This is a genomic window from Ruegeria sp. BHSC043 (assembly GCF_059612985.1).
The window spans coordinates 14041-40737 of record NZ_JBXWRS010000019.1 but is presented as its reverse complement, the minus strand read 5'-3'; the positions used below and the strand labels follow the sequence as shown (position 1 = coordinate 40737).

The window sequence follows — 26697 nt, the reverse complement described above, 5'->3', positions numbered from 1 at the left end:
GCAAGCCGGTGATCCACATGAACCTTGCGCTGGCCGAGCTGACGAAATGGGACAGGCCCGACCCTCCAGGCTGGGCGCAACCCTTAAGCATCGCGACCAGCGGACGGTGGATCGGGCATGAATTCGGGCATTATCTGCTGGCGGCCCGGTTGGGTCAGCTGGAATTCGATTTTGCCCACAGCGCCGGCGATGCCATCGCCGCCATCATGTCCGACCCGGGCTCTGCCCTGGCAGCCCCCCCCGGAAACGGAGTCGCCGCCAGTTTCCGCGGCATCACCTATCCGTTCGTCTTTGCGACTCGCCGCCATGACCGCATCGCGGAAATGGGCTGGGCCTGGTACGGCTCTTTGAACCGATCCGTGATCGAAAACCCTGCGGCGGATCCGTGCGACACCAAGGGTTATCTGACTGAACAGATCCTGTCGACGACCCTATTCCGCCTGTACCGCGCGCTGGGGGGCGACACGGTTCAGGCGGATGGCCGGGCCGACATCTATCAGCGTCGACGGGCGGCGCGCATGGCGCTGTTCCTGCTGTTCCGGGCAACGGCCGGATTTGCACAACCACCGTCGCGGGCCGAGATGCTCGAACTGGGCCTGGAAGAGGCCGGGTGGATGACCCTGCCGCCACTGCCGCTGGGGCCTCCGGGCGGCACGCCCGACCCGTGGCAGGGTGGCACGGCGCACAAGGTTGTGCGTTGGGCCTTCGAGGCGCAGGGCATGTTCCCGCCCGATCCGGAACAGATGCACAATGCGCCCGGCGATCCACCACCCGAGGACATCTATGTTTCGGACCGCCGCCCGTTGACCGAGGACACCCTGGCCGGCCCGGTTCAGTATGGGCCGGGCGCCTATGTGCCGGTCTCATTGGACTGGCGGGCCGATGCCCGGTGGTTGTCGGACTCCGCCAACCTGCGGGTCGGCAATCGGGGCACCGCGCAGGCCCAGAATGTCGGGCTGCGGGTCTGGGTCGGATCGGTTCCCGTCGGGCCGGATCCGTGGGACCTGCTGGCCCCGATCACATGGAACGCCGCAGCTATCGACTTGCCCTTGGGCAATCTGGCCGCGGGTGGCTCCATCGACCTGTTGTCGCTGCCCCAGGTCCAGAACCTTGTGACCGGCACGGCGGTCGCGGCAGGGACGCTGGGTCTCATCCTGTTCGAGGTCACCTGCCCGAACGATCGAGCCAACACCGATCCGCTGGCGCAGCTGCCGCCCAGGGCCGAGGACTCGGGCGCCGGACTGCCCGGCACTCCGCGGGCGCTGGCCGATCTGGTGGCCAATGACAACAATCTGGGCCTTGTGGTTGTCCGGCCATAGCCGGAGCTCAATTTAGCGTAGATTTAAACAATATTAAGTCTGGAATGTTTGCCAACGTGGCGTTGGGCCATTAGACTGAGAACGTAACCAGTGGGGGCGGTGGTTTCGCAATGTCCAAAATCAGCGCGAAATCCCTTGATGTGTCCAACCTACGTCTGGCGGCTTTTGCCTTCGCTGATGTCGAAGGCTATACGCGCCATATGGAGGCCGACAGCATCAAGGCCGCCAGAGACTGGGGCAGGTTGCGCGAAGACGTTCTGCTGAACCGGATTTCGGACTATGGCGGGCGGCTGGTCTCGCACTCCGGCGATGCCATCTTGGTTGAGTTCAACAGCGCCACCAATGCGGTTCGGTGGGCCCTGGACAAACAGCACCAGGTTCGGAACCGGCCGGTTGATGAAACCCCCATGCATGTCCGAATCGGCATCAATCTGGACGAGGTCGTCGATGACGGGCGGTCTCTGCAATCCGACGGCGTCGTCATTGCGTCCCGCATTCAGGATCTGGCCGCGGGCGGCGACGTGGTGCTGACCCAGCAAGTGCGCGACATCGTGCGAAACCGGATCTCGGTTCGGTTCCACGAGATCGGGGCGCCGATACTGAAGAATATCGAACGTCCGGTGCGGGTGTTCATCGCCCAGCGGAGTTCCGAGGCGCGCGCGATCCTGCGGCCACACGCGCAATGGGAGGCGCGGCCGTCGCTGGCCGTCCTGCCGTTTCGCGACCTGCAAGGCCGTGACGAAGACAGGTATTTCGGCGAGGGCATGACCGAGGACATCATCACCGGAGTGTCACGCAGCCGCGCGATTTTCGTGGTGGCGCGCACCTCGACCCTGCAGATGTCGAAGGAATCCGTGCCCTCGCGCGAGGTGGCCGCGGCGCTGGGGGTCAAATACCTGTTGACCGGATCGATCCGGCGCAGCGGAAACCTGCTGCGCATCCATGCCGAGCTGGTGGACGTGGTGCGCAACCGGGCCGTCTGGGCCGACAATTTCGATGGCGACGCCTCGGACATCTTCACCTTTCAGGACCGCATCGTGTCCAGCATCGTCGCCACGGTCGAACCCAGCGTTCAGCGGGCCGAGGCGGCAAATCTGGTCACCCGCCCGACCGAAAGCCTCGATGCCTATGACTGCGTGTTGCGGGGCCTGCCCGAACTCTACCGGTTCCAGGGCCAGAGCTATGAGACGGCCATGTCCCTGTTCCGGCGGGCGGTCGAACTGGACCCGGGCTATGCGCAGGCGCATTCCTATCTGGCCTGGTGCCTAAATTTCTGGATCGCCGAGGGCAAAAGCCCGAATGTCGAGCGCGATAGCGCCGCCGCCGTGTTCCATGCCCGCAAGGGTGTCGAGCTGGACCCCGAGGACGCGCTGAACCTGTCGATCCGCGGCCATATCCTCAGCCTGCTGGAACGCCGCCCGCACGAGGCGATAGACATCATGGATCAGGCGCTGTCGCTCAATCCCAATCTGCCGCTGGCCTGGGGGATCAGCGCGACGGCCCATGCCTATCTGGGCAACGGCGCCATCGCGCGCGAGCACATGCTGAACGTCTGGCGGCTGACCCCGTTCGGGCCGCTGAATTTCTTTTTCTGGACGGCGGCGGGGCTGGCCGAGTTCGTGGACGGCAACTATCCCGAAGCGATCCGTGCCCTGCAACGCGCGCGCCGCACCAGGCCGCGATTCATGGCGGCGCTGCGCATTCTGGCGGCTTCCTACGCGCTGGACGGGCAGGTCGAACAGGCCCGCGTGACCGCCGAAAAGCTTCTCGAGAAAGATCCAGGTTTTTCAATTTCGCGTTTTATGGCATGGTACCCCCTGAAGACCCCGGACACGCGGGAACGGCTGGTGCTTGGTCTGAGCACTGCAGGTCTGCCGAACTGACGCGTTTCACCGCCGCTGCGCGCCTTGTGGCCGCAGTGACCCGCACGCAGGCACATGCGGCAATGGCGAAACCGCCGGAACTCATAATGATCTCGAGCATATTTCGATGAAAAGGCGGCGCTGGCGTCTTTTTGAACAAGGTCCATTTCAAACGAGGACATTGACATGACGGATTTCGGAACAAACGCCTCGGCTCGATCGTCCGGGCTTGGCACTGGAAGTCAGGGGCTGGGTCTGGGTCTCGGCGCATCGCGCGGATTGGGGCTTGGACTGGGCCTTGGCAACGGTTTGGGTCTCGGTAACGGTCTGGGACTGGGATTGGGCCTCGGCAATGGTCTTGGGTTGGGGAATGGGCTTGGACTGGGCCTCGGCAATGGCCTTGGATTGGGGAATGGCCTTGGATTGGGGCTTGGCCTCGGTCTCGGCAACGGGCTGGGCCTGGGCAATGGTTTGGGCCTGGGCAACGGGCTGGGGCTTGGAACAGACCCGGTCATTCCCGTCGGTGCGGATGGCGGCATCGGTCTGGTCCGCAGCTATTATGCGACCCCGATCGAGCTGGCGTTGCTGCCTTGGGCGCTTAATTTCACGCCCGACAACGCGGGCGTGTCGCCGTTCCCGCTCGAATATATGATCAATCCCTATCAGGCAGACCCGGCCGGCATCGACTATCCCAAGGTTCTGGAATGGACCACGCAGGACTGGGATCCAGCCCTGCGGTTCTGGGCGCTTCCCTTCGATGAACACCTGACCGAGTGGTTGCGCGCCGCCGACCGCAGCGAACCGGCAACCCTGGCTGCGCTGGAATTCGCCGGCCAATGGCGGGAATGGCTGCCACGGCCCGGGTTCGATCCGGTGGGGCCGTATCTGGAAGCGGGTGACCTTGAATGGCGCTATGTCGTGGATGTCAACAAGACCGTGGCGCAGAACGAAACGGATGCCTCGGACGCGTTCCGATTCATTCAGGGCGAGCTGGAAACCCTAAAGATCTACATGGAGGACGACCGCAGCAGCTATCTGGTGGAATCCGATGTTCAGGCCGACGGTCTGCCCAACTACATCATCCATTTCATCGGTGCCAATTCCTTCGATCACCCTTACACCTTGAAGCTGATCGACGCGGGGCTGGCCTTGGGCAACGTGGCCTACATGTCGTACAAGGCCTATTACAAACGGGTGCGGCCCTCGGTGCTGCGGCCGGGGCTGACAGTTCCGTTCGGCCCGCCTGCGCATCCGGCGTTTCCGTCCGGCCATTCCTTCCTTGCGCATCTGATCGCGCTGCTGCTGCTGGAAATCCCCGGGCTGTACCAGCGGTTCGGCGTGTCGCGCGATGGTGCGCCATCGGGTGGCGGGCTGTTGCAAAAGCCGGTGTCGGCCGACTTGGCCGGGACGGCGCCGATCAAGTCGCCCTTGTTGCAGATCGCCCACCGCATCGCGGTCAACCGCGAGCGCATCGGCGTGCACTATCCGACGGATTCGCAGGCCAGCCGGCACCTGGCCGCAGGTCTTTGGACCCGGATGCTGAAGCCCAGAAACCAGGTCTCGAACGCCGGAGGGCCGGATTACCGCATTCATTGCCCGACGCTTCTGGCGTTGATCGAAAACGCCAAGACCGAGTGGCCGACCCCCTGGCCCGGCTGATCTGCGGGCAGGCGCAAACCACGTGTGACGATTATTAACGAGGATTCAGTTCATGAAGATTTCACGTATTTTCCACAGATTTGGGCGCCTGGCTGGCGCGGTCTTGCTGATGGGTCAACTTGGGGCGCAGCCTGTTTTTGCGCAGGTTCTGTCGTCCGGCGAAGGGCGCGCCAGCAGCGTCGATCTGGTCGAGGCGGCCCGGACCCTGTCGATGCAGGACGCCTATGCGCGGGCTTTGTTCCTGTATGTCCGGTCCAACCCGGCGATGATGAACGATCAGCAATTCTATGTCGGACTGGTGTCCTATCTGGTATCGACACAGATCGGGCAAGACTGCCGAAAAGCCTTTGCCAACGAGTTCGAACGCCGGGACTACTATACCCGTGCCTTTCAGGTTCAACCGCAGGTGCAACAGATCATCGCCGGCAAGACCATCCCGCAGCGCTTCGAGGTGAGCTACCGCGTGACGACAAACGAATACGATTTCCAAGCCAGCTCTTTGCCGTTCGGGAATATACGCAGCATCGGCCAGCGGCTCGATCGCATGATCGGTTCGGACAACGCCCAAAGCTGCGCCCACCAGATGTTGCAGGGAACCAACGTCGATGTCCGGGCCTTTCCCTGGCACTTTACGGTCATCGACGAATCCGGCCAATCGCAGGCACCGCAATTTCCTTTCGTCCAGTCCTTGCAACTCAGCCCCGCCGATGCCCGCACCTTGTTCCAGCAATTCGGCCGGCAGCTCTATTCGATCGTGGCCTATCAGGTGCTGGCGGCCTCTGACGGCTCGCACAGGGTGCAGGTGATCCCAACCGATGCCCAGCTTTTCGGGTTGTCGGACACCGCCGTTGTGCGGGTCCAGACCTATGCGCATCCCACGCTCAGCCAACCGAACTATCTGGATATCGCCAGCCAGTTGACGGTACGGACCGAGCGGCCCCCGCAGCAGCAAGGATACAACGCTTATTCCTACGTTCCGCATCTGGATGTCACGGTGACGCTGCAGCAGGACGGTTTCCGTGCGGTGGCCACGGGCGTCGCGCAGAGCCCGGGAACCGGGGTCACTGCGGGTGGGACCCGGACGCTTACCGGGTCGGCTGCGGTCGGGGCGTCGAGCTTCATCATGCGCATGTCCGCGCCGCAGTTGACCGGGCAGGTGCAGGGCCTGCCGGATGTACCCGGAGCGCAGCGTTTCCTGACGGTGTTTGGTGAAATCGATTTCAACAATGTCACCACCAGCAGCGCCCCCATCCTGGGCCAGGCGATGGTGCTGCAGGTTTCGGCCGACGGAACGCTGTCGGAAACGCAGCCTTTCCCGATAACCGGAGAATTCACGCCGCTTCAGGCTTCGGCTCAGGCCGAGCCGGAAACGCCGTCGGCCAGCGAATGAGCGGGCAGGGGCCGCGTTTCCGCACGGCCCGGCCGTTTCAGTCCAGCGCCGTGGCCTGGTTTGCCACCTCGGTCTGCGGTTGCGGGTTTCCCGAATAGATGTCCAGACTGCTGGGCGCGGACTGTTGCGTCACCTGCTGTGACGCAGGGGCCGTCGGGGTTCCGCTGGCAAACAGGGTGCCGCCCTGCGGAGCCGCGGGTTGCGGGGCCGGCTGTTGTTGCTGCGGGGCCGCCGGTGCGAACAGGTTCTGCTGCTGCGCCTGACCGGGCTGGGTTGGGACCTGCCCGGGTTGGGCGGCCGGGGCTCCGAACAATGTGGTCGTGGCGGGCTGCTGTTGGGTTGGTGCGGCTGTGTATTGACCTTGGTTTGCCGCGGGCTGCTGGCCCTGCGGTGCAAAACCCGATGCCGGTGGCGGAGCTGCCGGGGCGCCAAAAGGCGTCGTGGGTTGCTGACCGGCCGCCCCGAACCCGGCCTGTTGCGTGCCGAAGGGCTGTGTCGGAGCCGTCTGGGCATTGGCTTCGTTCTGCAGATAGAGCGGGGTGGGCAGGCCCGCGGCGGTTCGGGCCATCACCAGCGCCTGGACCGGCGTCACCATGGCCGGGCTGGTCCCGGACTGCGCCAGAAACGCATTGCGCGCGCCGATTGTCCCCGGCCCGTTGGCCCCGTCGATGACGCCACCGTAATAGCCCAGCGATCGCAGCCCTTCCTGCAACATCATGACTTCGGTTGGGTTCAGATCGCGGTGGGCAAGGGCGGGGTTCATGCCCCCGGTCTGGCTCAGCAGCGCAGCATATTGTGGCCGGGTCAACTGGCCGGTCTGGGCCTCGCCGCGCGACGCTTGGAACTGACGGATCACCGCCCGGCTGCGCTTGCCCAGCACGCCGTCGACGGTTCCGATATCGTATCCCAAATCGCGAAAGGCGGTCTGGATCTGGATACGCTCGGCCCGGCTGTACTGGCTGTTCAGGCTGGACGCCGAACCCCCGCTGGATGAATAGCTGCGCTGTGGTTGCGCCTGCTTCTTGGCTTTCTGGTTGTCGGTGATCCCCTTGGTGATCAAGGCCCCGACGATGCCGCCGGCGATGAAGTCACCTGCATCCGCGGCTGCCGTGACGGGCATTGACACCGCCAAGGATGCCGCGACGATTGCGGAAATATGCGTGTTTTTCATGGTCAGGCCCCCAAGCAGCTTTGTGACGAACAGACTTAAATGAATGCCACAATGATACTTGGGATAGGCTTGACGGTCCACTTGTATATCCAAAACGGTGTTCGCCCCCGCGTGGTGCACCGGCCGCAGGCGGGGGAGAATGCCGGGATCAGTGTGCCAGATAGGTTTTCAAGGTCTCGGTGGTGCCTTGGGTCCAGATCATGGTCAGCCACCGCGCAAATGCCTCGCGGAACGCGGTGAAATCGGCCAGATCGCCATAGTACTGGCGCTGCTCCAGCCACGCGGTTGGGGTTTCACGCGCTTGTGTCGCGACGGCCACCAGATCGTCCCAGAACGGGTCGTTGGGGTCAATCGGCGTCCCGTCTTCGCGCGTGCCGGCGCACATCCGGGCCCAGAACGCCTCGACCAGCGCCAGCCCCTCGATCGAGGCGCCGGCTGCCTGGGCGTCACGGATCGAGGGCAGCACGAATCCTACATGTCTGGACGAGCCGTCAAAGGCGACCCGGCGCGTGGTGTCGATGATGGCCGGATTGCGGAACCGGTTTTCGATCAGGTCGATGTACTCGGCCACCGACCGTTCGGGCACCGGACGCACGAAAGGGGCGATTTCCTCGGTTTCGACCTTGCTGAAGAACCCGGACACCAGCGGATGCGCCATGCACTCCGCGATCGTGCCCAGGTTCAGGATCTCGCCGACATTGGCAAGAACCTGATGGCCCGCGTTCAGAATGCGCAGTTTCATGACCTCATAGTCATGAACGCGGTCGGTAAAGGTGGCGCCGACCTTGTCCCAATCCGGCCGCCCGGCGCAGAAGGCATCCTCGATCACCCATTGGCGGAAGCTTTCATGGGTGACTGGCGCGGCGTCGTCGATCCCCAGCGCGCGCACCAGCTCCAGCTCGGTCGGACCCGTGGCGGGCACGATGCAATCGACCATCGAGTTGGGGAAGGTACATTGCGTGTCGATCCAGTCGGCCAGATCCGGGTCCGACAGGCGCGCCAGCCCCACCACCGCCTGACGCAGAACCTGCCCGTTGCCAATCAGGTTGTCACAGCTCAGCCCGGTCAGCGGACCGACGCCCGCATTGCGCCGCCGTCGCAGGCCCGCGACGATTGCGCCGAAGGCGGTGCGTGGCCGGTCGGGATTGGCGGCATCGTGTCGGATGTCGGGGTGGCCGTTGTCCAGCCCCTTGGTAACGGGGTGCAAGAAATAGCCGCCCTCGGTCACGGTCAGCGACACGATGCGGATCGCCGGATCGGCCAGCTGCGCGATCAGCGGGCCGTTGTCCTCTTGCGGGGGCAGGTAGTCGATCATCGCGCCGGTCACCTCGGCGCGGCGCTGGCCTTCGGTCAGCTCGACTAGCGTGGTGAGACAGTCCTGCGCCAGCAGCTTGCGCCGCATCTCGGCGTCATAGGCGCGCACGCCGGCGCCGATGATGGCCCAATCCTGCGCCGCGCCCTGCTGCATCAGCCGGTGCAGGTACCAGGCCTGATGCGCGCGATGAAAATTGCCCACCCCGATATGCACGATCCCCGGCGTCAGCGCGGCGCGGTCGTATTCCGGGCGCAGCACGCTGTTGGGCAACGCGCCCAGATTGGTCTGACACAACCGGACCGGTCGGGTATCTGCGGGGCGCTCCACCATCAGTTCATCCAATTTCCACCATCCACGTTGTATGTCTGGGCCACGATGTAATCGGCCTCGGACGAGGCCAAAAACACCGCCATTCCGGTCAGGTCCTCGGCCCGGCCCATCCGGCCGAAGGGCACCGCTTCGCCCACTTCCTTCTTCTTCTGTCCCGGCGCCTTGCCCTCGTATTTGGCAAAGAAGGCATCGACGCCGTCCCAGTGCTCGCCATCCACCACGCCGGGGGCGATGGCATTCACGTTGATCCCGTGTCGGATCAGGTTCAGCCCGGCCGATTGGGTCAGGCTGATCACTGCCGCCTTGCTGGCGCAATAGACCGCCACGAGCGGCTCGCCTCGGCGGCCGGCCTGGCTGGCCATGTTGATGATCTTGCCGCCGGTGCCCTGGTCGATCATGTGTCGCGCGACCGCCTGCAAGGTGAACAGGGTACCGGCGACGTTGATGTCGAACACGCGCTGGTAATCCGCGCGGGTGATTTCCACGATCGGGGCTGCGGTGAAGATCGCGGCGTTGTTGATCAGGATGTCGATCCCGCCCATCCGCGCCACGGCGTCGGCCACGCCCGCCTCGATGCTATCCTGCTGCGAGACATCCATTTCGACCGCAATCGCCTGAGGCCCGATTTCCCGCGCGGCCTTGCGCGCCTGCGGCACGTCGATATCGGCCAGCGCCACCTGCGCGCCCTCGGCGGCATAGGCGCGGGCAAAGGCCAGCCCTATGCCCCGCGCCGCCCCGGTGATCAGGGCCCGTTTTCCAACCAGCCGGTTCATGCGATCCGTAGCCCCGCCGCGTCGAACCGGTGGATCTTGTCCTCCTCCGGCGTCAGATGGATCGTGTCGCCGTGGCGCAGGCCGACCTCGCCGCCGGCGCGCACGTTCATCGGCTCGGCGAAGCCGTCCACATGCACGTGAAAGAACGTGTCCGAGCCCAAATGTTCGGACACCCCGACCGTGCCCTTCCACAGGCCCTCGCTGGGTGAGGCGGCAATGTGTTCGGGGCGTACGCCGATCGTATGGGCGCCATGCTTTTCGGCCTCGGGGCCTTCGATGAAATTCATCTTGGGCGAGCCGATGAAGCCGGCCACGAACTTGTTGCGCGGCGCGCGGTACAGTTCGAGCGGCGAGCCCACCTGTTCGATCACCCCCGCCTGCAGGACCACGATCTTGTCGGCCATGGTCATGGCCTCGACCTGGTCATGGGTGACGTAGATCATCGTGGTTTCCAGCCGGTTGTGCAGTTCGGATATCTCCAGCCGCATGCCCACGCGCAGCGCTGCGTCCAGGTTCGACAGCGGTTCGTCGAACAGGAACGCCGCCGGTTCGCGCACGATGGCGCGGCCGATGGCGACCCGCTGGCGCTGGCCGCCCGACAACTGGCCGGGGCGGCGGTCCAGATAGTCGGTCAGGTTCAGTACCTCGGCCGCCTGTTCCACGCGGCGGTCCTGCTCGGCCTTGTCCAGCCCAGCCATGCGCAGCGGAAAGGCGATGTTCTTGCGCACGGTCATGTGCGGATACAGCGCATAGGACTGGAACACCATGGCCAGGCCCCGCTTGGCCGGCGGCACCGCGGTGGCGTCCTGATCGTCGATCAGGATGCGGCCGCCGCTGACGTCCTCCAGCCCCGCGATCAGGCGCAGCAGGGTGGATTTCCCGCAGCCCGAGGGGCCCACGAACACCACGAATTCGCCGTCGTTGATTTCCAGATCCAGCGGCGGAATGACTTCCACGTCGCCAAAGCTCTTGCTGACTTTCTCAAGTACGATGCGTCCCATGTGTCTTTCCTTACTTCACGGCGCCGAAGGTCAGGCCGCGGACCAGTTGTTTCTGACTGAACCACCCAAGGATCAGGATCGGAGCGATGGCCATGGTCGATGCCGCGCTGAGCTTGGCGAAGAACAGGCCCTCGGGGCTGGAATAGCTGGCGATGAACGCGGTCAGCGGGGCCGCGTCGACGGCGGTCAGGTTCAGGGTCCAGAACGCTTCGTTCCAGGCCAGGATGAAGTTCAGCAGCACGGTCGAGGCGATGCCCGGCACCGCCATCGGCGTCAGGATGTAAAGGATTTCCTCTTTCAGCGTGGCGCCGTCCATGCGCGCGGCTTCCAGGATGTCGCCGGGGATTTCGCGGAAATAGGTGTATAGCATCCAGACGATGATCGGCAGGTTGATCAGCATCAGCACCACAACCAAGCCGGCGCGGCTGTCCAGCAGGCCCAGTTGGATGAACAGCAGGTAGATCGGGTACAGCACCCCCACCGCCGGCAGCATCTTGGTGGACAGCATCCACAGCAGAATGTCCTTGGTGCGCGCCGAGGGCACGAAGGCCATGGCCCAGGCGGCAGGCACCGCGACGATCACGCCCAGCAGGGTGGACCCGCCCGCGATGATGATCGAGTTCCAAAGAAACCGCGTGTAGTTCGAGCGTTCCTGAACCACCGCGTAGTTTTCCAGCGTCCAGTCGAAGTTCAGAAAGATCGGCGGGCTGGCGATGGCCTGGGCCTCGGTCTTGAAGCTGGTCAGGATCGTCCAGAGGATCGGAAAGAAGATCAGCAGGCCGACAGCCCAGGCAAAGGCGGTGTTGATCAGCTTGCGTTGTGTGGTGACGGTACGGGCCATGTCGTCGTCCTCCTCACGCGTCCAGGTTTTTGCCGACGATGCGCATCAGGAAGATGGCGACGATATTGGCAAGGATGATGGCATAGACCCCGCCGGCCGAGCCCAGCCCGACATTCTGGCTTTCCAGCACACGCTGGTAGATCAGGTAGGTCAGGGTTCGGGTGCCGAAAGCACCGCCGGTGGTCACGAAGATCTCGGCGAAGATCGACAGAAGGAAGATCGTCTGGATGAGGATGACGATCGTGATCGCGCGGCTCAGATGCGGCAGTATGATGAAAAAGAAGCGTTTCAGCGGCGGCGCACCATCCATTTCGGCGGCCTCCAGCTGTTCGCTGTCCAGCGACTGGATCGCGGTCAGCAGGATCAGGGTGGCAAAGGGCAGCCATTGCCAGGACACGATCATGACGATCGATGGCATCGACGCCTCGGACAGCCACGAGATCGGCTCGGCCCCGAAGAACCGCCACAGATGGGCGAACAGGCCGTTGACCGGGTCCATGAACATGTTCTTCCATACCAGCGCCGAAACGGTGGGCATCACGAAAAACGGGGCGATTACCAAAATGCGCACGACGCCCTGACCCCACATCGGCTGATCCAGCAGCAGAGCCAGCAGGATGCCCAGAACTACGGTAATGGCCAGCACGCCACCCACGATCACGAGCGTCGCTTGAACGGCGGGCCAGAATGAACTTGAAGTCACGAAGCGGACGTAGTTGTCGAACCCCACCCAACCCAGGTCGCCGCCGCGCAGCGGCAGGTATTTCTTGAAGGAAAAATACAGCGTCATCGTCAGCGGAACCAGCATCCAGCCCAGCAACAGGACCACGGCGGGGGCCATCATCAGGCGTGCGACGGATCGGGAGTGTTGAGTTGCCATGACGCAAGACCTCTCTGTTCAGGCGGCTTGTTGCCTGCGAGACTAACACGGGTTGTGGAAGGGGGAGAGCGGGGGACAGAAACCTGCCCACCCGCCGGGAGGAGGCCTCAGTACCCTGCGGCTTCCATTTCTTCGGCCGTGAAGGCCTGCGCCTTGGCCAGAGCTTCGTCAACCGACTGCTGTCCGGCATAGACCGCCGAGAATTCCTGGCTCACCTGGGTGGCGATGCCCGCGAATTCGGGGATGGCGACGAACTGGATCCCGGTATACGGCGTCGGCTTGACGCAGCAGTTTTCCGGATCGGCCGCAAGGATCGACTTCAGCGTCATCTGCGCGAAGGGGATGTCCTTGTAGTCGGGGTTCTCGTACAGCGAGGTGCGCGCACCCGGCGGAACGTTGGCCCAGCCCTCGTTCTCGGCGACCAGCTCGATATAGTCTTTCGAGGTGGCCCATTCGATGAACTGCTTGGCGGCGTCCTCTTTCTGGGTGCCGGCGGGGATGGCCAGGGCCCAGGCCCACAACCAGTTGGCGCGTTTGTCAACGCCTTCCGAGTTCGGCGCCAGCGCAAAGCCAACCTTGTCGGCCACGGTCGAGTCGTTGGGGTTGGTCACAAAAGACGCCGCAACGGTGGCGTCGATCCACATGCCGCATTTGCCCTGCTGGAACAACGACAGGTTCTCGTTGAAGCCGTTGGTAGCATACCCGGCGGGGCCGGATTCGCTCATCATGTCGACGAAGAAGGTCAGCGCCTCTTTCCACTCGGGCTGATCGAACTGGGGTTTCCAGTCTTCGTCGAACCAGCGCGCGCCGAACGAGTTCGCGGTCACGGTGATGAAGGCGCCACCCTCACCCCAGCCGGCCTTGCCGCGCAGGCAGATCCCGTTGATGTCGTTCTCGCGGTCGGTCATCTTGGCCGCCGCCTCGCGGATGAACTGCCAAGTCGGCGCCTCGGGCATCTCCAGACCGGCCTTCTCCATCAGGTCGGTGCGGTACATGATCATCGAGCTTTCGCCGTAGAACGGTGCCGCATACAGCGTGCCGTCGTGGCTGAGGCCGCCGCGCATCGCGGGCAGGATGTCGTCCACGTCATATTCTGCCGACATGCCGTCCAGCGGCACAAGCCAGCCGTTCGCGCCCCAGATCGGCGTTTCGTACATGCCGATGGTCGTGATGTCGAACTGGCCGCCCTTGGTCGAGATGTCGGTGGTTACACGCTGGCGCAGAACGTTTTCTTCCAGCGTGACCCATTCCACTTCGTGGCCGGTCGCTTCGGTGAACTTGTCGGTGTATTTCTGCATGCGGATCATGTCGCCGTTGTTGACGGTGGCGATCGTGATCGTTTCGGCAGACGCCACGCCGGCGGTCAACGCCGCGGCACTTGCCGCCCATAGAACGGATTTCAGGTACATTCTTTCCTCCCTGGTGTCGAATTACCTAAAGGAAAGCATCGTGAATTAATTGTCGCGCGTCAACTAAAATTTTACGCGCGTAAAATAGTGTCGAGAATCAGGCAGAACTCCGCAATATCAGGCGCGCGGGAAACAGCGTTTCGGTGCGCGCGCTCAGCCGTCCGCCGCCCTCGACCAGTTGCGTCAGCGTCTCAACGGTGCGATTCGAAACCGCGTTGTAGTCATGCGCCGCGGTGGTCAGCGACGGGCAGGTGAACTTGGAAAACGGATGGTCGTCATGCGACGCGACGCGCAGGTCGCAGTCGTCGCCCAACCCGACCCGCAGGCCCTTTTCATAGCAGGCAGACAGGAACCCGATGGCCAGCCGGTCATTGCTGCACAGAATGGTGCGCGAGGGCAGGCTAGGCTGTTCCAACAGTTTGAATGCGCCTTGGCGTCCGATTTCCTCGAATCCCCAGCCGCGACCGTCGACCTTGATCACCTGCGGCTCGAAGCCCAGGCTCTCCATCTTCTTGACATAGGCGATGCGGCGCTTGTTGGCGTTGGGGTTGGCGGGGTGCCGCATCTCGAAGAACGCGGGCGGCTCGCCGCTGCGGCACAGGTAATCGACGGTCTGTTCGATGAAGCTCGCGTTGTCCGACCCGACAAAGGCGGCGCCCATGCCTTCCATGTTGCTGTCGAACAGGATGGTGGGGATGTCCTTGCAGAATTTCTCGATGAACGACCGGTCGGAGTCGCGCCCCAGCGGCGCCAGCAGCACGCCCGCCGGCTTCAGCGCGCGCAGGCTGTCGAGAATCTCAGTCTCCTGCACTGGGTCGCCATAGGCGCTGTAGAGCGTCGGACGGAACCCGGCCTCGATGCATTTTTCCTCGATGTTGCGGGCGATCTCGGCAAAGAACGGGTCGGCCAGGTAGGGCACCACAATGCCGACATTCTTGGTCAGCTTGCGGTTCTGGTTCATGGCAAAGATGTTGGGGCGATAGTCGAAACGTTCCAGCGCCTGTTCGATCCGTTCCCGGGTCGACCGCCGGACGCTGTCGGGATCGTTGAAATATTTCGAAACCGTCGGGCGCGATATCCCGCTGACCGCCGCAAACTCCTCCATGTTCCGGATTTTTCTGGGTGCCATGCCTTGCCTCTGGCGCGGGGCCAGGCCCGCGCCACTGTGAACTTGTCGGTGTTTTACCTTTTCTTATCGCGCGACAAATTTCAACGGCAGAGTTCCGGGACGGCCATTCGGGTCAGATCAGCATCTCGATTCGGGCGCCGGGGAAGCGTTGCAGAGCCGATGCGATCCGGTCCGCAGACAGCAGGCACAGCGCGGTCGACAGCCCGTCGGTGCGGCTGTCGATGGCGGCGATTTCGCCCATGTCGACCAGCTCATCGGTCAGCCCCTGCGACCTGCGCGACGCCATTCAGCGTCAGCGCCGCGCGGCCCGGATGGGGCAGGCGACTCGCCTCGGCCGAGACCGAAACCCCATGCCAGCCGACCAGCGCCCGCGCCCGTTCCACCTCGGCATCCGGTGCGCCGGCGGCCAGCGCCATTCACAGCGGTTGAACGATCGGGTCGAATGCGCTGCCGGTCGCGTCATACAGGGCGGCGCTTTGGGTCAGCACCTTTAGCAGTTCCGGCGCCGGGGTGGGCAGGGTGCCGTCGCGGTTCAGGCGGCTTAGGTGCGAGTCGGGACGGTACAGGCTGAAGATGTTATCCAGCCGGTCCAGTTCGGCCTCGAGCGCGGCAATGATCGGCGCGGCTTGCGTGTCACTCAGTCCGACCAATTGCAGGCCGGCGGGCGGCTCCAGAGCGGTGCCGCGCCAGCGGGCAAGCGGTGCGGCGCGCGCCACGGTCGGCAAGGCCGCACAGGCGGCCGAGATGGTCAGGAAACAGCGGCGGGACAGGCGGGTCGTGCGCTGGTATCCCAGCTGGAACAGCTCAAGGTCCAGACCGGGGCACAACGGGTGGCCGAGTTCCTTTTGAACCTGTGTGACTGCGACGAGGGCGCCTGCGCCGTGGAATCGCTCTATGACAAGATTCTGATCGCCGGTCGTCTGGGCATGAAGCCCGACAGCCTGGGCCGTGCGTTTTCACGGCTCAAGGCGGTGGGGTGAAGATCAACCGCAACCACGCGGAAATCTCGGATATTCCGCTGCTGCGCGACTATGCCGACAGCGATCCGGCCGAGAACTGGGCGCGCTAGGTCACTGCGTTGCGACCCGGCCCGAAGGCGCGCCGGTTCGGCGCGTCTTTTTTTCTGTAAGATTCTATTGTACACAAATTGTATTCTATTGTAGCGTCCCGGAAAAGCGCCATGCACAAGGGACGACGATGACACCCGTGTTCAGATTTCAGGGGATCTATACCCCGGTGGTGACGCCCTATGCGGATGATTTCAGCGTCGATTGGGATGCGCTGGCCGAGGTGATCGAATACCTGGTCGAGAATGGCGTGCACGGGATGATCTCGGGCGGGTCCACGGGCGAAAACTATGCCCAGACCGTTGATGAAAGGCTGGAACTGGCGCGTTTTACCCACCAGCGTCTGAAGGGTCGTCTGCCTTTGGTGGTCGGGACCGGCGCGATGTTGACGCCGGATTCGATCGCGTTGGCCCAAGGCGCGCGCCAGATCGGGGCCGATGCCATCCTGCTGGCCAGCCCGCCCTATTCGGTGCCGACAGACCGGGAAAACGCTCTGAATGCGCTGGCCATTGACAAGGCGGCCGATTTGCCGGTGATGCTGTATAATTATCCGCATCGCACCGGCACGATGATGGGGGCCGAGTTCCTCGACCGTGTGGGGTGCAGCCGCAATTTTTGCGGCATCAAGGAAAGCTCGGGCGACATCAACCGCGTACATATGCTTGCGCGGGACTATCCGCATATTCAGCTGGGCTGCGGCATGGACGATCAGGCGCTGGAATTTTTCGCCTGGGGTGCGCCCTTCTGGGTCTGTGGCGGGTCGAACTTTCTGCCGCGCGAGCATGTGGCGCTGTATGAGGCCTGCGTGCTGCAGGGCGATTTCGCCAAGGGCCGCCGGATCATGTCGGCGCTGATGCCGTTGATGCGGGTGCTCGAACAGGGCGGCAAGTTCATCCAGACCATCAAGCATGGGGTCACGATGAACGGCATCCCGGCGGGCGCGGTACGGTCGCCTCTGAAGGGGCTGAACAAGGATGACAAGCGCGCGCTGGAACAGGTGACCCGCGTGCTGAAACGCAAGATCGCAGACATCATGGCGGAGGGCTGAGGCATGGGCTTGCTGACACGGGACGAATACGCATCCATCGCCGCCGGGCTGGACCTGCCCACCGGTGCCTTCATCGATGGTGGCTATCGCCCGGCGATCTCGGGCGCGGTGTTTCCGACGGTGAACCCGGCTACCGGCGCGGTGCTGACCGAGGTCGCGGCCTGCGACGCCGCCGATGTGGACCTGGCCGTGGAAAAGGCGCGCGAGTCCTTCGATGACGGCCGCTGGTCGCGCCTGCATCCGTCGGCGCGCAAGGATGTGTTGATCCGCCTGGCCAAGCTGATGACCTGTAATGCCCGCGAACTGGCGGTCATGGAAAGCATCGACAGCGGCAAGACCATCTTTGACTGCGAAACCGTGGATGTGCCCGAGGCGATCCACTGCCTGAAATGGCATGCCGAGGCGATTGACAAGATTTACGATCAAGTCGCGCCTGCCAGCGACGACCACATCGCGATGATCCTGCGCGAACCGATCGGGGTGGTGGGGCTGGTTCTGCCGTGGAACTTCCCCCTGCTGATGCTGGCGTGGAAGATCGGCCCGGCGCTGGCGGCCGGGTGCTCGGTGGTGGTGAAGCCGGCGATGGAAACCCCGCTGACTGCCCTGCGTCTGGCCGAACTGGCCGTCGAGGCCGGGCTGCCGCGCGGTGTTCTGAACGTGGTTCCTGGTGGCGGCGCCGAGGTGGGTGAACCCATCGGGCGGCACATGGATATCGACATGGTGTCCTTCACCGGCTCGACGGTAACGGGCAAGAAATTCCTGTCCTATGCGGCCGAAAGCAACGCCAAGGAGGTGGTGTTGGAAATGGGCGGCAAGAACCCGGCCATCGTCATGGAGGATGCCGAGAACCTCGATCGGGTTGCCGCCCATGTGGTGAACGGGGCGTTCTGGAACATGGGCGAGAATTGCTCGGCCACGTCGCGCCTGATCGTGCACCGCGCGGTCAAGGCCGACCTACTGGAGCGCATCGCCCACCACGCCCGCCAGTGGACTGTGGGCGATCCGCTGGACCCTGCAACCCGGCTGGGCGCGCTGGTCAGCAAAGACCATTTCAACAAGGTCTGCGGCTATCTGGACAAGGCGCCTTCAGTCCTTCTGGGCGGCAAGGCTGAAAATGGGTTCGTCGAGGCAACCGTGGTCGAGCTGCCGGACAATGACGCGCCGCTGGCGCGCGAGGAAATCTTTGGGCCCGTTCTGTCGGTGATCGCGGTCGCGGGGTTCGACGAGGCCATCGCGATGGCCAATGACACGCCATATGGGCTCTGCGCGTCGCTGTTCACCGCCAACGCCAAGCGCGCGCTGCGCGGCGCCCGCGCGATCCGGGCCGGGACCGTGACGGTGAACAGTTTTGGCGAGGGCGACATCTCGACCCCGTTCGGCGGCTACAAGCAGTCGGGTTTTGGCGGTCGGGACAACGGGCTGCACGCGCATGACCAGTACTCGCAGCTGAAGACGCTGTGGATCGACCTGTCGGATGATGCCGACGAGGCGGTGGATTGACGCGGTTCACCGCTTGCCGCCTGCCGGTGCAGCGCGGCCCGGCGGCGTGGAATGCCCTGCTGGGCCCGCAACCTCCCGCGCGGCAGCTTTCGGGCAATATCACCGCAGATTTCACCATCGTAGGCGCAGGCTTTGCCGGCCTGTCTGCGGCGCGGCGTCTGCGGCAGCTGGTGCCCGATGCGCGGATCGTGGTGCTTGAAGCCGGGCGCGTGGCGGAAGGCGCGGCGGGGCGCAACTCGGGCTTCATGATCGATCTGCCGCATGATCTGGCCTCGGACGACTATGCCGGGGCGGGCGATGACCGGGCGATGATCGGGTTGAACCGGCAGGCAATCGCTTTCGCTCACGCGGCGGTCGAGGAGTACGGCATCGACCCCAACTATTTCGATCCAGCGGGCAAAGTGAACGGCGCGGCCAGCCCGGCGGGACATACGCACAACCAAAGCTATGCCCGCCATCTGGACAGCCTCGGCGAGCGGTCCGAGATGCTGGACCGGCATCAGATGCAGGCACTCACCGGGTCCGGGCACTATGTATCGGGGTTGTTTACGCCGGGCGCGGTCATGCTGCAGCCGGCGGGCTATGTGCGCGGTTTGGCGGCGGGGCTGGTGGCCGATGGGGTGCAGATTTTTGAACACGGCGCGGTCACTGGGTTCCAGCGCGACGGGGCGGGCTGGCGCGTGCAGACCGCGCGCGGGCAGGTCTCGACCGGCCGGCTGATCCTGTCGGTGAACGGTCACCTGGAAAGTTTCGGTGTCGAACGTGGTCGTCTGATGCAGCTGTTTCTGTTCGCGGCGATGACGCGAGAACTGGACGCTGATGCACTGGCCCGGCTGGGTGGTCAGCCGCGCTGGGGCGTGACCCCGTCCGATCCGATGGGCACCACCATGCGCCGGATCGACACCGGGCAGGGTGGCAACCGGATCATTGCCCGCACCTGTGCGGTGCTGCGTCCGGGCATGGAGGCGCGGGCATCGGACCTGCGGCGCGCGGCTGCGGTGATGCGGCGCAAATTCGACCGGCGCTTCCCGCCGTTGCGCGGCATCGCGATGGAGTACGAATGGGCCGGCCATCTGTGCCTTAGCCTGAACGGCGTCTCGGTCACCCGCGAGATCGAGACCGGCGTTTATTCCGCCTGCGTCCAGAACGGGTTGGGCACCGCGCGCGGCACATTGACCGGGATCGCCGCGGCCGAAATGGCCTGCGGCGTGCGGTCCGGGATCAGCGACCATTTCGGTACCGAAGAACGGCCCAGACGCCTGCCCCCCCGGCCGTTGTCTGAGATCGGGGCCAACATGGTGCTGCGTTGGAAGGAATGGCGTGCGCGCGACGAATGAAAAAGGCCCGCCTGACAGGCAGGCGGGCACGTGGTGTGTTTCCTAATAATGCTGGTTCAATTCGTCGGCGGCGGGAATTTCCCGCTCGCGCCGGGCAATGTAATCGCGTAGCGCCTCGTCGATGGCCGGGTCCAGCCGGGGCTCTTGATACTCGGCCAGCAGCTTGCGGGCGTGGTTCAGGGCGCGCTCGGTGATCTCGACCTCGCCCTCGGCCACCCATTGCTCGATCGAGTTGTTGTCGAACAGTTCGGGCATGAAGAACGCCTCCTGGAAGTTCTCCTGCGTGTGCGGGTGGCCCAGGTAGTGCCCGCCCGGGCCGATATCCGACACCGCCGCGACGGCCTGATCGAAATCGTCCCATTTCGGCCCCTCGGCCATGCGATGGGCCATGGCGCATTGTTCGGCATCCACTAAGAACTTTGCGACGGAACAATGCATCCCGGCCTCGTTCCAGCCCGCCGAATGCCAGATGTAGTTTGCCCCGGCATGGATCACCGCCGACAGCGTGGTCGCGGATTCGTACCCCGCCTGCGCATCGAATGTCTTGGCCCCGCCCAGCGTGTTCGAGCTGCGCCACGGCACGCCGTAATGCCGCGCCATCTGGCCGATCATGAAGTTCATCAGGCTGATCTCGGGCGTGCCCGCCATCGGCGCGCCGGATTTCATGCTGACGGTCGACAGGTAGTGCCCATAGATCGCGGGACAGCCGCGCCGGATCACCTGCGTATAGGCCAGCGCGCTCAGCGCCTCGGCGTTCAGCTGCGCGACCGTCGCCGGCACGCTGGCCGGCGTGTTCGCCCCGCCCAGCACGAAGGGCGAGCATAGCACCGGCTGATTGCGGCGACAGAAGGCGCGCATCGCCCCCAGCATGGTCTCGTCCCAGACCAGCGGCGAGTTGCCGTTGCAGTTGCCGGTGGTGACCGGGTGATCCTCCATGAACTCCTCGCCGAACAGGATGGCGCACATCTCCATCACGTCTTCGGCGTTCTTGGGCGAGGTGGTCATGCCCATGAAGGTCTTGTCGGAATATTTCATCGACGAATAGGTGATGCGAAGGTGCCGCTGGCTGATCGGGTGGTCATAGGGCTCGACGATGTGGTGGGCCGAGGAATGCAGCGCCGGAAGCATGTGGCTGAGCTTGTGGAACATCGCCAGATCGTCCAGCGTCGGGTTGCGCCGCACGTCATCCAGATCCCGCAGGAAGGGCGCCCCGGTCATCGGCACGAAAATCGCGTGCCGCCCGCCCAGCCGCACATTTTTGCGCGGGTCGCGGGCGTGATAGGTGAAATCCAAGGGGATCGTCGCGATCAATTCGCGGACCAGCCCGCGATCAAGATACACCCGCTCGCCGTCGACTTTGGCACCAGCCGCCTTCCAGTCGGCCAGCGCGATCGGGTCGCGGAACTGCACGCCCACGTTTTCGAGGATATCCATAGAGGCCGCGTCGATCCGCTCGACCTGTGATCCGTCCATCACTTCGCACAGCGGGATGTTGCGGGTCAGGCCCGGCAACATGTCAAAGCTGGGTGCGGTGCGCAGGGCGCGGCGGGCGGCGCGGCCTCCGTTGCGGACGCGGGTTGCGGTCTGGGTCATTCTGGGCCTCCTTTGATACCAGTCTGACCGCCGACCGGGGGCGCGACCTGCAGGATTGCGAAATACTGTTGCGGAATGCGACATCTGACCCGTGCATTGCCTGCAACAGCTGATAAGCTGCGCTCCGCAGGATCAGGAACAATGCACAGAGCAGACCGAGAATGAATTCCGCCACATCTGAAACCGCCCGGCTTGAGGGTGAATACGACTATATCATCATAGGCGCGGGTACCGCGGGCTGCGTGCTGGCCAACCGGCTGACCGAGGACCCCAAAACACGGGTTCTGCTGCTCGAGGCGGGCAAGTCGGACAATTACCATTGGGTCCACATCCCGGTGGGGTATCTGTACTGCATCGGCAATCCGCGCACCGACTGGATGATGAAAACCGCGCCCGAGCCGGGTCTGAACGGACGGTCGCTGGTCTATCCGCGGGGCAAGGTGCTGGGCGGGTGCAGCTCGGTCAACGGGATGATCTACATGCGCGGGCAGGCGGCCGACTATGACCATTGGCGGCAACTGGGCAACGCGGGCTGGGGCTGGGACGACGTGCTGCCCTATTTCCTGAAATCAGAAGATCACCACGCCGGCGACAGCGAAATGCACCGGGCCGGCGGCGAATGGAAGGTTCAGAAACAGCGGCTGAGCTGGGAGATTCTGAAAGCCGTGCAGGATGGCGCGCGCGAGATCGGTATCCAGCCGCGCGCCGATTTCAATGACGGCAACAACGAAGGCTCGGGGTTTTTCGAGGTCAACCAGAAGAACGGCGTGCGCTGGAACACTGCCAAGGGATTTCTGCGCCCCGCGATGAAACGGCCCAACCTGCGAGTCCTGACCGAGGCCGAGACGCTGGGCCTGATCCTCGAGGGCAAGACCGTGCGCGGCGTACGCTTTGCTCGTGGCGGCACCGAATACCGGGCCTTGGCCAGGGCCGAGGTTCTGTTGGCGGCGGGTTCGATCAACTCGCCCAAGCTGCTGGAGCTGTCGGGGATCGGCGACCCCCAGGTGCTGGCGGCCCACGGAATCGCGGTCCAGCATGAAAGCCCGGGCGTGGGGGCGAACCTGCAGGACCATCTGCAGATCCGCACCGTGTTCAAGGTGCAGAACGCCAAAACTCTGAACACCATGGCCAATAGCCTGTGGGGCAAGGCGCGCATCGCAGCGCAATACGCCCTGACCCGGTCGGGTCCGATGGCGATGGCGCCCAGCCAGTTCGGCATGTTCACCAAATCCGACCCGATGCTGGCCACGCCGGATCTGGAATATCACGTGCAGCCGCTGTCTACCGACCGGCTGGGCGATCCGCTGCATCCGTTTCCCGCGATCACCGTCTCGGTCTGCAATCTGCGGCCCGAAAGCCGGGGGCACTGCCACATCACCACGCCCGATCCGAAGGCCCAGCCCGAGATCAGGTTGAATTACCTCTCGGCCGAGCGTGACCGGCAGGTGGCCGTCAAATCCGTGCAGCAGGCACGGCAGGTGATGGCGGCGCGGGCTCTGGCACCCTATAATCCGCAAGAGGTTCTGCCCGGCCCCGAGATCAACGACCAACAGGGTCTGCTCGATGCGGTGGGCGACATCGCCACCACGATCTTTCACCCGGTCGGCACCTGCCGCATGGGCAGTGACGCCGCCGCGGTGGTCGATCCACAGTTGCGCGTTCGGGGGCTGGAGGGGCTGCGGGTGATCGATGCCTCTGTCATGCCGAAGATCGTGTCGGGCAATACCGCCTCGCCCGTGATCATGATCGCGGAAAAGGCTGCCGACATGATCCGCGGACGGGCATGATAAAGGTACATGGGGAATGCGCCACGGCCCGCCGGACATAAATGAGCGCCTGCCTCATCAACCGGAAATGCTGAACCGACGCAGGGCACATTGATTTTTGAACACCGGTCGCTGAACGCGACAAAATGGGCCAGCCTGTTCATGGCGGGCGCAGGGGGTGCGGCCGGGTTGCTGGCAAACTCCGACGCGTTGTTGCTGGACCGGCTGTTCTCGGGGCTCAATTTCGCAACGGCTCTGGTGGCGGGATGGGTCGCCGCCCCGATCCGGCGCGCCCCGGACCAGAACCGCGCCTTCGGATACGAGATCGACGAGTCCGTCTACGTGATGTTCCGCAGCCTGTTGTTATTCGGGATCATCGTGATGGCGGCCGGTTCGGCGGTGAATCGTCTGCTGGCCTATGCCAAGACGGGCGAAGCCGCGCCGGTGGTTCTGGAATGGATCCTGATCTATGCCGGGGCGATGGCGGCGATCTGCCTGGCGTTCTTCGCCTATCAGCGCTGGAACTGGCGCCGCACCGGCAAGACCAGCGATCTGCTGCGGGTCGAGGCCCGGGCCGCGATGGTCGACGGAGTGCTGAGCCTTGGGGCCGGGTTGCGTTGACATTGGCCTCTGACCCGCACCTCGGCCCGGCCCCGCGCGCTCAGTAATCGGCGACCAGCAGGAATTCGGGCGCGGTGTCTTCCTCGATCGTGGCAAAGCGCGGGATCGGCTGTTCGAACACGTTGTCGGTGCGGTCGTCATTGACGGTCGAGACCTCGCCGATCAGACAATCGCCCTTTTCCGCCCAGAAGGCATGCCAGATGCCGGGCATCAGCGTGACGCTTTCGCCCGGCTTCAGGCGCAGATGCTCGCCCGGCTGTATGGTCACCGGACAGGCGTCGCTGGGTACGGTAACAGGGGTGTCGCGGTCGATGCTGCCATCGGGGGCCGAGGCGTAGATCTCCATCACCAGATTGCCGCCGCCGCGGTTGATGATGTCTTCGGCCTTGACGATGTGGCGATGCATCGGCGACAGCTGTTTGTCACGCGAAATCAAAAGCTTCTCGGCATAGAGCATGCCCCGTCCTGCGCTCAGGTCCTTTTCGTCGCCATTGCGCAGGGTGAACAGGAACAGGCCCAGCTCGTCGAACTTGCCCTGGCCGTAATCGGTGATGTCCCAGCCAAGGCCGCGGGCGCGGATGCCGGCGGCCTGCGGGCTGCGCATCTGCTCGGGCGTCCAGTCGGCAAAGGGCGGTAGGGCAAAGCCGAACGAATTGATGAAGTCCTGTGCCTCTGCCTTGATGCGGTTGATCTCGGATCGTTTCATATCGGTGCTTTCGATGACTTACAGCTCGTGCGCCCAGGGCGGGTTGGCCCCGGCGCGGGATACGGTGACGGCGGCGACCTTGCCGCCCAGTTCCAGCGCGGCGCGCAGGTCGTCGGGCGAGATCGCGCGGAGCGCCTGTTTGGTCAGCAGCCCGGCGCGGTGCAGTTGCGCCAACACCCCGGCGTTGAACGTGTCGCCCGCGCCCACCGTATCGACGACCTGAACCGGCGTGACCGGCGCCGTAACCGTGCGGCCATCGGCCAGATACCCGGTCGCGCCCTGGCTGCCGCGCGTGACGATCACCACGGCGGGGCCGGCCTGCAGCAGCAGCGGCACCTTTTCTTCCAGCGTTTCGGGGCCTGGGACGATCCAGTCCAGATCTTCGTCCGAGACCTTGACGATATCGGCCTGCGCGATCATCCGGTTCAGCCGGGTGCGATAGCGGGTCTGGTCTTGGATGAAGCCGGGGCGGATGTTGGGGTCGATCATCACTGCGCGCTCGGCCCCGTGGCGGTCCAGCAGGGCGGCATAGGCATCGGCGCAGGGCTCGCAGGCTAGGCTGATGCCGCCGAAATACAGCGCCGAGGTCGCGGTCAACTGGTCCGGCATATCCTCGGGGCGCAGCATCCGCCCGGCCGAGTTTTCATCGACGAAGGAATAGGTGGCGTGCCCGTCCTGCAGTTGCACGAAGGCCAGCGTGGTCGGACGATCCGAAAGAACAACCTGCGAGCCATCCACATGACTGTCTTTCAGAGCCTGCGCCAATTGCTGGCCGAACATGTCGCTCGACAGCCCGGTCAGCATTCCGGCAGGCGCACCCAGCCGGCCCAGGGCGATGGCCGTGTTGAACACCGCGCCGCCCGAATGTGGCACGAAACCTTGCGCGCCCGAAACCGTCGGTTCCGCGATCATGTCGATCAGGGCTTCGCCACAGCACAGGATCATGTCCCGGCTCCTTCCTTCTGCAAAGATCAGGCGGTGAATTTACCGCGCGAGCGCATTTTTGCAGAAGTTGTTAGCGCCAACAATGCCAAATTCGGCCTGTTTCGAGACATAAACGCCAAAGCCCTGCCGCAGCGCGTCGAACCGGCCTCCGGCGTTGAAGGTCGTCAGGAAGTCGTCACCGAACAGCCAGCGGTTCTTGTCGGCCACGCCGCCCACCAGGAAGACGCCGCCCGTGGGCATCACGGTCACGGCCATGTCGCCCATCACGGCGCCCAGATGGGTGGTGAAGATCTGCGCGGCGCGCATGGCGAGCGGATCGGACCCGTCGCGCGCGGCCTGCAGGATGTCCTTGGCGGGCAGGACGGGCGTTTCGGGCTGGTCTGCGGCCATGCCCACAGCGCGATACAGGATCGGCAGGCCGGTGCCGCTGAGGAACATCTCGGCCTCGAGCGTCAGGCTGTCGCCAAAGAAACACTCGGGCGCGATCCGGCGGGCGGCTTCGAACACGTCCACTTCATCGCGGGTGCGGGGCGACAGCCCGACATGGCCACCCTCGCCCGAGACGGTGTGATAGTGGCCTTCGGAATACAAAAGTGCGCCGACGCCCAGCCCGGTGCCGGGGCCGACCACTAATCGGGTGCCCTTGGGCGGGGTCGGTTCGCCCTGCAGGGCCTGCACGTCATCGCCCGTGATCTCGGCCACCGACCACGCGGCGGCAGTAAAGTCGTTGATGACAAAGGTGTGGTCCGCGCCGGTGGCCGTGGCGATGTCGGCCTCGGACAGGTCCAGATTGGCATTGGTCAGACGGATCGTGCCATTGCGCACCGGGCCCGCGCCCGCGGCGACCACGGCGCGCGGCGGCGTTCCGATCTCGGCGCACAGGTCGTGCAGGGCGGCCAGAAACTCGGGCAGGGTGCCGGTGGGCGATTTGCGCAGATCGGTGAGCGTGCCATTGGTGACGACCCCCAGCCGCGTGTTGGTGCCGCCGATATCGGCCACGAGGTTCCAGTGGTCGTGCATTGCGCCCCTGGGCTG

At 64.3% G+C, this 26697-nt stretch carries 24 protein-coding genes and 1 pseudogene; 10 read left to right on the top strand and 15 right to left on the bottom strand.

The features are described from left to right. The 4 genes and pseudogenes from AC2FMM_RS17080 to AC2FMM_RS17065 form a co-directional block, all read left to right on the top strand. Window positions 1–1319 (top strand): annotated as a pseudogene (locus AC2FMM_RS17080) (hypothetical protein); the annotation flags it as partial. Between the two features lie 110 nt (window positions 1320–1429). Beyond that, window positions 1430–3202, top strand: coding sequence for an adenylate/guanylate cyclase domain-containing protein (locus tag AC2FMM_RS17075; protein ID WP_496711774.1), 1773 nt, complete (start codon window positions 1430–1432; stop codon window positions 3200–3202). Between the two features lie 165 nt (window positions 3203–3367). Then, a complete protein-coding gene (locus tag AC2FMM_RS17070) occupies window positions 3368–4840 on the top strand; it encodes a phosphatase PAP2 family protein (protein ID WP_496797218.1) in 1473 nt (490 codons plus the stop codon). A 52-nt stretch (window positions 4841–4892) separates the two neighbouring features. Then, window positions 4893–6230, top strand: a complete 1338-nt coding sequence (locus AC2FMM_RS17065) for a hypothetical protein (RefSeq protein WP_496797217.1) — start codon at window positions 4893–4895, stop codon at window positions 6228–6230. A gap of 37 nt (window positions 6231–6267) precedes the next feature. Here the strand turns inward: AC2FMM_RS17065 and AC2FMM_RS17060 are convergent, their stop codons facing one another. From AC2FMM_RS17060 to AC2FMM_RS17010, 11 genes are all read right to left on the bottom strand, one after another. Then, window positions 6268–7350, bottom strand: a complete 1083-nt coding sequence (locus AC2FMM_RS17060) for a peptidoglycan-binding domain-containing protein (RefSeq protein ID WP_496797216.1) — start codon at window positions 7348–7350, stop codon at window positions 6268–6270. Window positions 7351–7549: 199 nt separating this feature from the next. Then, entirely contained in the window at window positions 7550–9046 is a 1497-nt protein-coding gene (locus tag AC2FMM_RS17055) for a mannitol dehydrogenase family protein (RefSeq protein WP_496797220.1), read from the bottom strand. Further along, window positions 9046–9819, bottom strand: a complete 774-nt coding sequence (locus AC2FMM_RS17050; RefSeq protein WP_496742661.1) for an L-iditol 2-dehydrogenase — start codon at window positions 9817–9819, stop codon at window positions 9046–9048. Before AC2FMM_RS17050 ends, AC2FMM_RS17055 begins: the two co-directional genes overlap by 1 nt. Then, window positions 9816–10820: an ABC transporter ATP-binding protein gene (locus AC2FMM_RS17045; RefSeq protein ID WP_496797215.1), complete on the bottom strand. Its 1005-nt coding sequence runs from the start codon at window positions 10818–10820 to the stop codon at window positions 9816–9818. Before AC2FMM_RS17045 ends, AC2FMM_RS17050 begins: the two co-directional genes overlap by 4 nt. A gap of 10 nt (window positions 10821–10830) precedes the next feature. Continuing rightward, entirely contained in the window at window positions 10831–11661 is an 831-nt protein-coding gene (locus tag AC2FMM_RS17040) for a carbohydrate ABC transporter permease (RefSeq protein WP_093963212.1), read from the bottom strand. Between the two features lie 13 nt (window positions 11662–11674). Next, entirely contained in the window at window positions 11675–12541 is an 867-nt protein-coding gene (locus AC2FMM_RS17035) for a carbohydrate ABC transporter permease (protein WP_149775359.1), read from the bottom strand. A gap of 107 nt (window positions 12542–12648) precedes the next feature. Continuing rightward, a complete protein-coding gene (locus AC2FMM_RS17030; protein WP_496797214.1) occupies window positions 12649–13950 on the bottom strand; it encodes an ABC transporter substrate-binding protein in 1302 nt (433 codons plus the stop codon). 97 nt (window positions 13951–14047) lie between these two features. Continuing rightward, window positions 14048–15079 (bottom strand): LacI family DNA-binding transcriptional regulator, encoded by a 1032-nt coding sequence (locus tag AC2FMM_RS17025; RefSeq protein WP_496797213.1) that lies wholly within the window; start codon window positions 15077–15079, stop codon window positions 14048–14050. Window positions 15080–15191: 112 nt separating this feature from the next. Beyond that, window positions 15192–15365 carry a hypothetical protein gene (locus AC2FMM_RS17020; RefSeq protein ID WP_496797212.1) on the bottom strand — a complete coding sequence of 58 codons (174 nt, stop codon included), beginning with the start codon at window positions 15363–15365 and terminating at the stop codon, window positions 15192–15194. Beyond that, window positions 15331–15495 (bottom strand): hypothetical protein, encoded by a 165-nt coding sequence (locus tag AC2FMM_RS17015; protein ID WP_496797211.1) that lies wholly within the window; start codon window positions 15493–15495, stop codon window positions 15331–15333. The genes AC2FMM_RS17020 and AC2FMM_RS17015 overlap by 35 nt, the downstream gene beginning before the upstream one ends. Further along, window positions 15496–15906, bottom strand: a complete 411-nt coding sequence (locus AC2FMM_RS17010) for an FAD:protein FMN transferase (RefSeq protein ID WP_496797210.1) — start codon at window positions 15904–15906, stop codon at window positions 15496–15498. 3 nt (window positions 15907–15909) lie between these two features. Between AC2FMM_RS17010 and AC2FMM_RS17005 the strand changes: the two genes are divergently transcribed. The 4 genes from AC2FMM_RS17005 (at window position 15910) to AC2FMM_RS16990 (ending at window position 20031) form a co-directional block, all read left to right on the top strand. Then, window positions 15910–16059 (top strand): hypothetical protein, encoded by a 150-nt coding sequence (locus tag AC2FMM_RS17005; protein WP_496797209.1) that lies wholly within the window; start codon window positions 15910–15912, stop codon window positions 16057–16059. A 217-nt stretch (window positions 16060–16276) separates the two neighbouring features. Then, a complete protein-coding gene (locus AC2FMM_RS17000; RefSeq protein WP_496797208.1) occupies window positions 16277–17194 on the top strand; it encodes a dihydrodipicolinate synthase family protein in 918 nt (305 codons plus the stop codon). 3 nt (window positions 17195–17197) lie between these two features. After that, complete coding sequence (locus AC2FMM_RS16995; protein WP_496797207.1) at window positions 17198–18694, top strand: aldehyde dehydrogenase; 1497 nt, start codon at window positions 17198–17200, stop codon at window positions 18692–18694. Then, on the top strand, window positions 18691–20031 hold the full coding sequence (locus AC2FMM_RS16990) for an NAD(P)/FAD-dependent oxidoreductase (protein WP_496797206.1): 1341 nt from the start codon (window positions 18691–18693) through the stop codon (window positions 20029–20031). The genes AC2FMM_RS16995 and AC2FMM_RS16990 overlap by 4 nt, the downstream gene beginning before the upstream one ends. 42 nt (window positions 20032–20073) lie before the next feature. Here AC2FMM_RS16990 and AC2FMM_RS16985 read toward each other — a convergent pair whose 3' ends face one another. Then, complete coding sequence (locus AC2FMM_RS16985; protein WP_496797205.1) at window positions 20074–21624, bottom strand: trimethylamine methyltransferase family protein; 1551 nt, start codon at window positions 21622–21624, stop codon at window positions 20074–20076. Window positions 21625–21785: 161 nt separating this feature from the next. On the opposite strand from AC2FMM_RS16985, the gene AC2FMM_RS16980 reads away from it, so the two are divergent. Together AC2FMM_RS16980 and AC2FMM_RS16975 are read left to right on the top strand one after the other, a co-directional pair. Further along, entirely contained in the window at window positions 21786–23411 is a 1626-nt protein-coding gene (locus tag AC2FMM_RS16980) for a GMC family oxidoreductase (protein WP_496682403.1), read from the top strand. Window positions 23412–23501: 90 nt separating this feature from the next. Continuing rightward, on the top strand, window positions 23502–24011 hold the full coding sequence (locus tag AC2FMM_RS16975; RefSeq protein WP_496797204.1) for a cation efflux transmembrane domain-containing protein: 510 nt from the start codon (window positions 23502–23504) through the stop codon (window positions 24009–24011). A 40-nt stretch (window positions 24012–24051) separates the two neighbouring features. On the opposite strand, the gene AC2FMM_RS16970 is transcribed toward AC2FMM_RS16975, so the two are convergent. Genes AC2FMM_RS16970 through AC2FMM_RS16960 form a run of 3 tightly spaced genes read right to left on the bottom strand, consistent with a single transcriptional unit; the run spans window position 24052 to window position 26682 of the window. Further along, window positions 24052–24717, bottom strand: a complete 666-nt coding sequence (locus AC2FMM_RS16970; protein ID WP_496797203.1) for a D-lyxose/D-mannose family sugar isomerase — start codon at window positions 24715–24717, stop codon at window positions 24052–24054. Between the two features lie 18 nt (window positions 24718–24735). Then, window positions 24736–25662, bottom strand: coding sequence for a carbohydrate kinase family protein (locus AC2FMM_RS16965; RefSeq protein WP_496682396.1), 927 nt, complete (start codon window positions 25660–25662; stop codon window positions 24736–24738). A gap of 39 nt (window positions 25663–25701) precedes the next feature. Then, entirely contained in the window at window positions 25702–26682 is a 981-nt protein-coding gene (locus AC2FMM_RS16960; protein ID WP_496797219.1) for a glucokinase, read from the bottom strand. Between the last annotated feature and the right edge of the window lie 15 nt (window positions 26683–26697).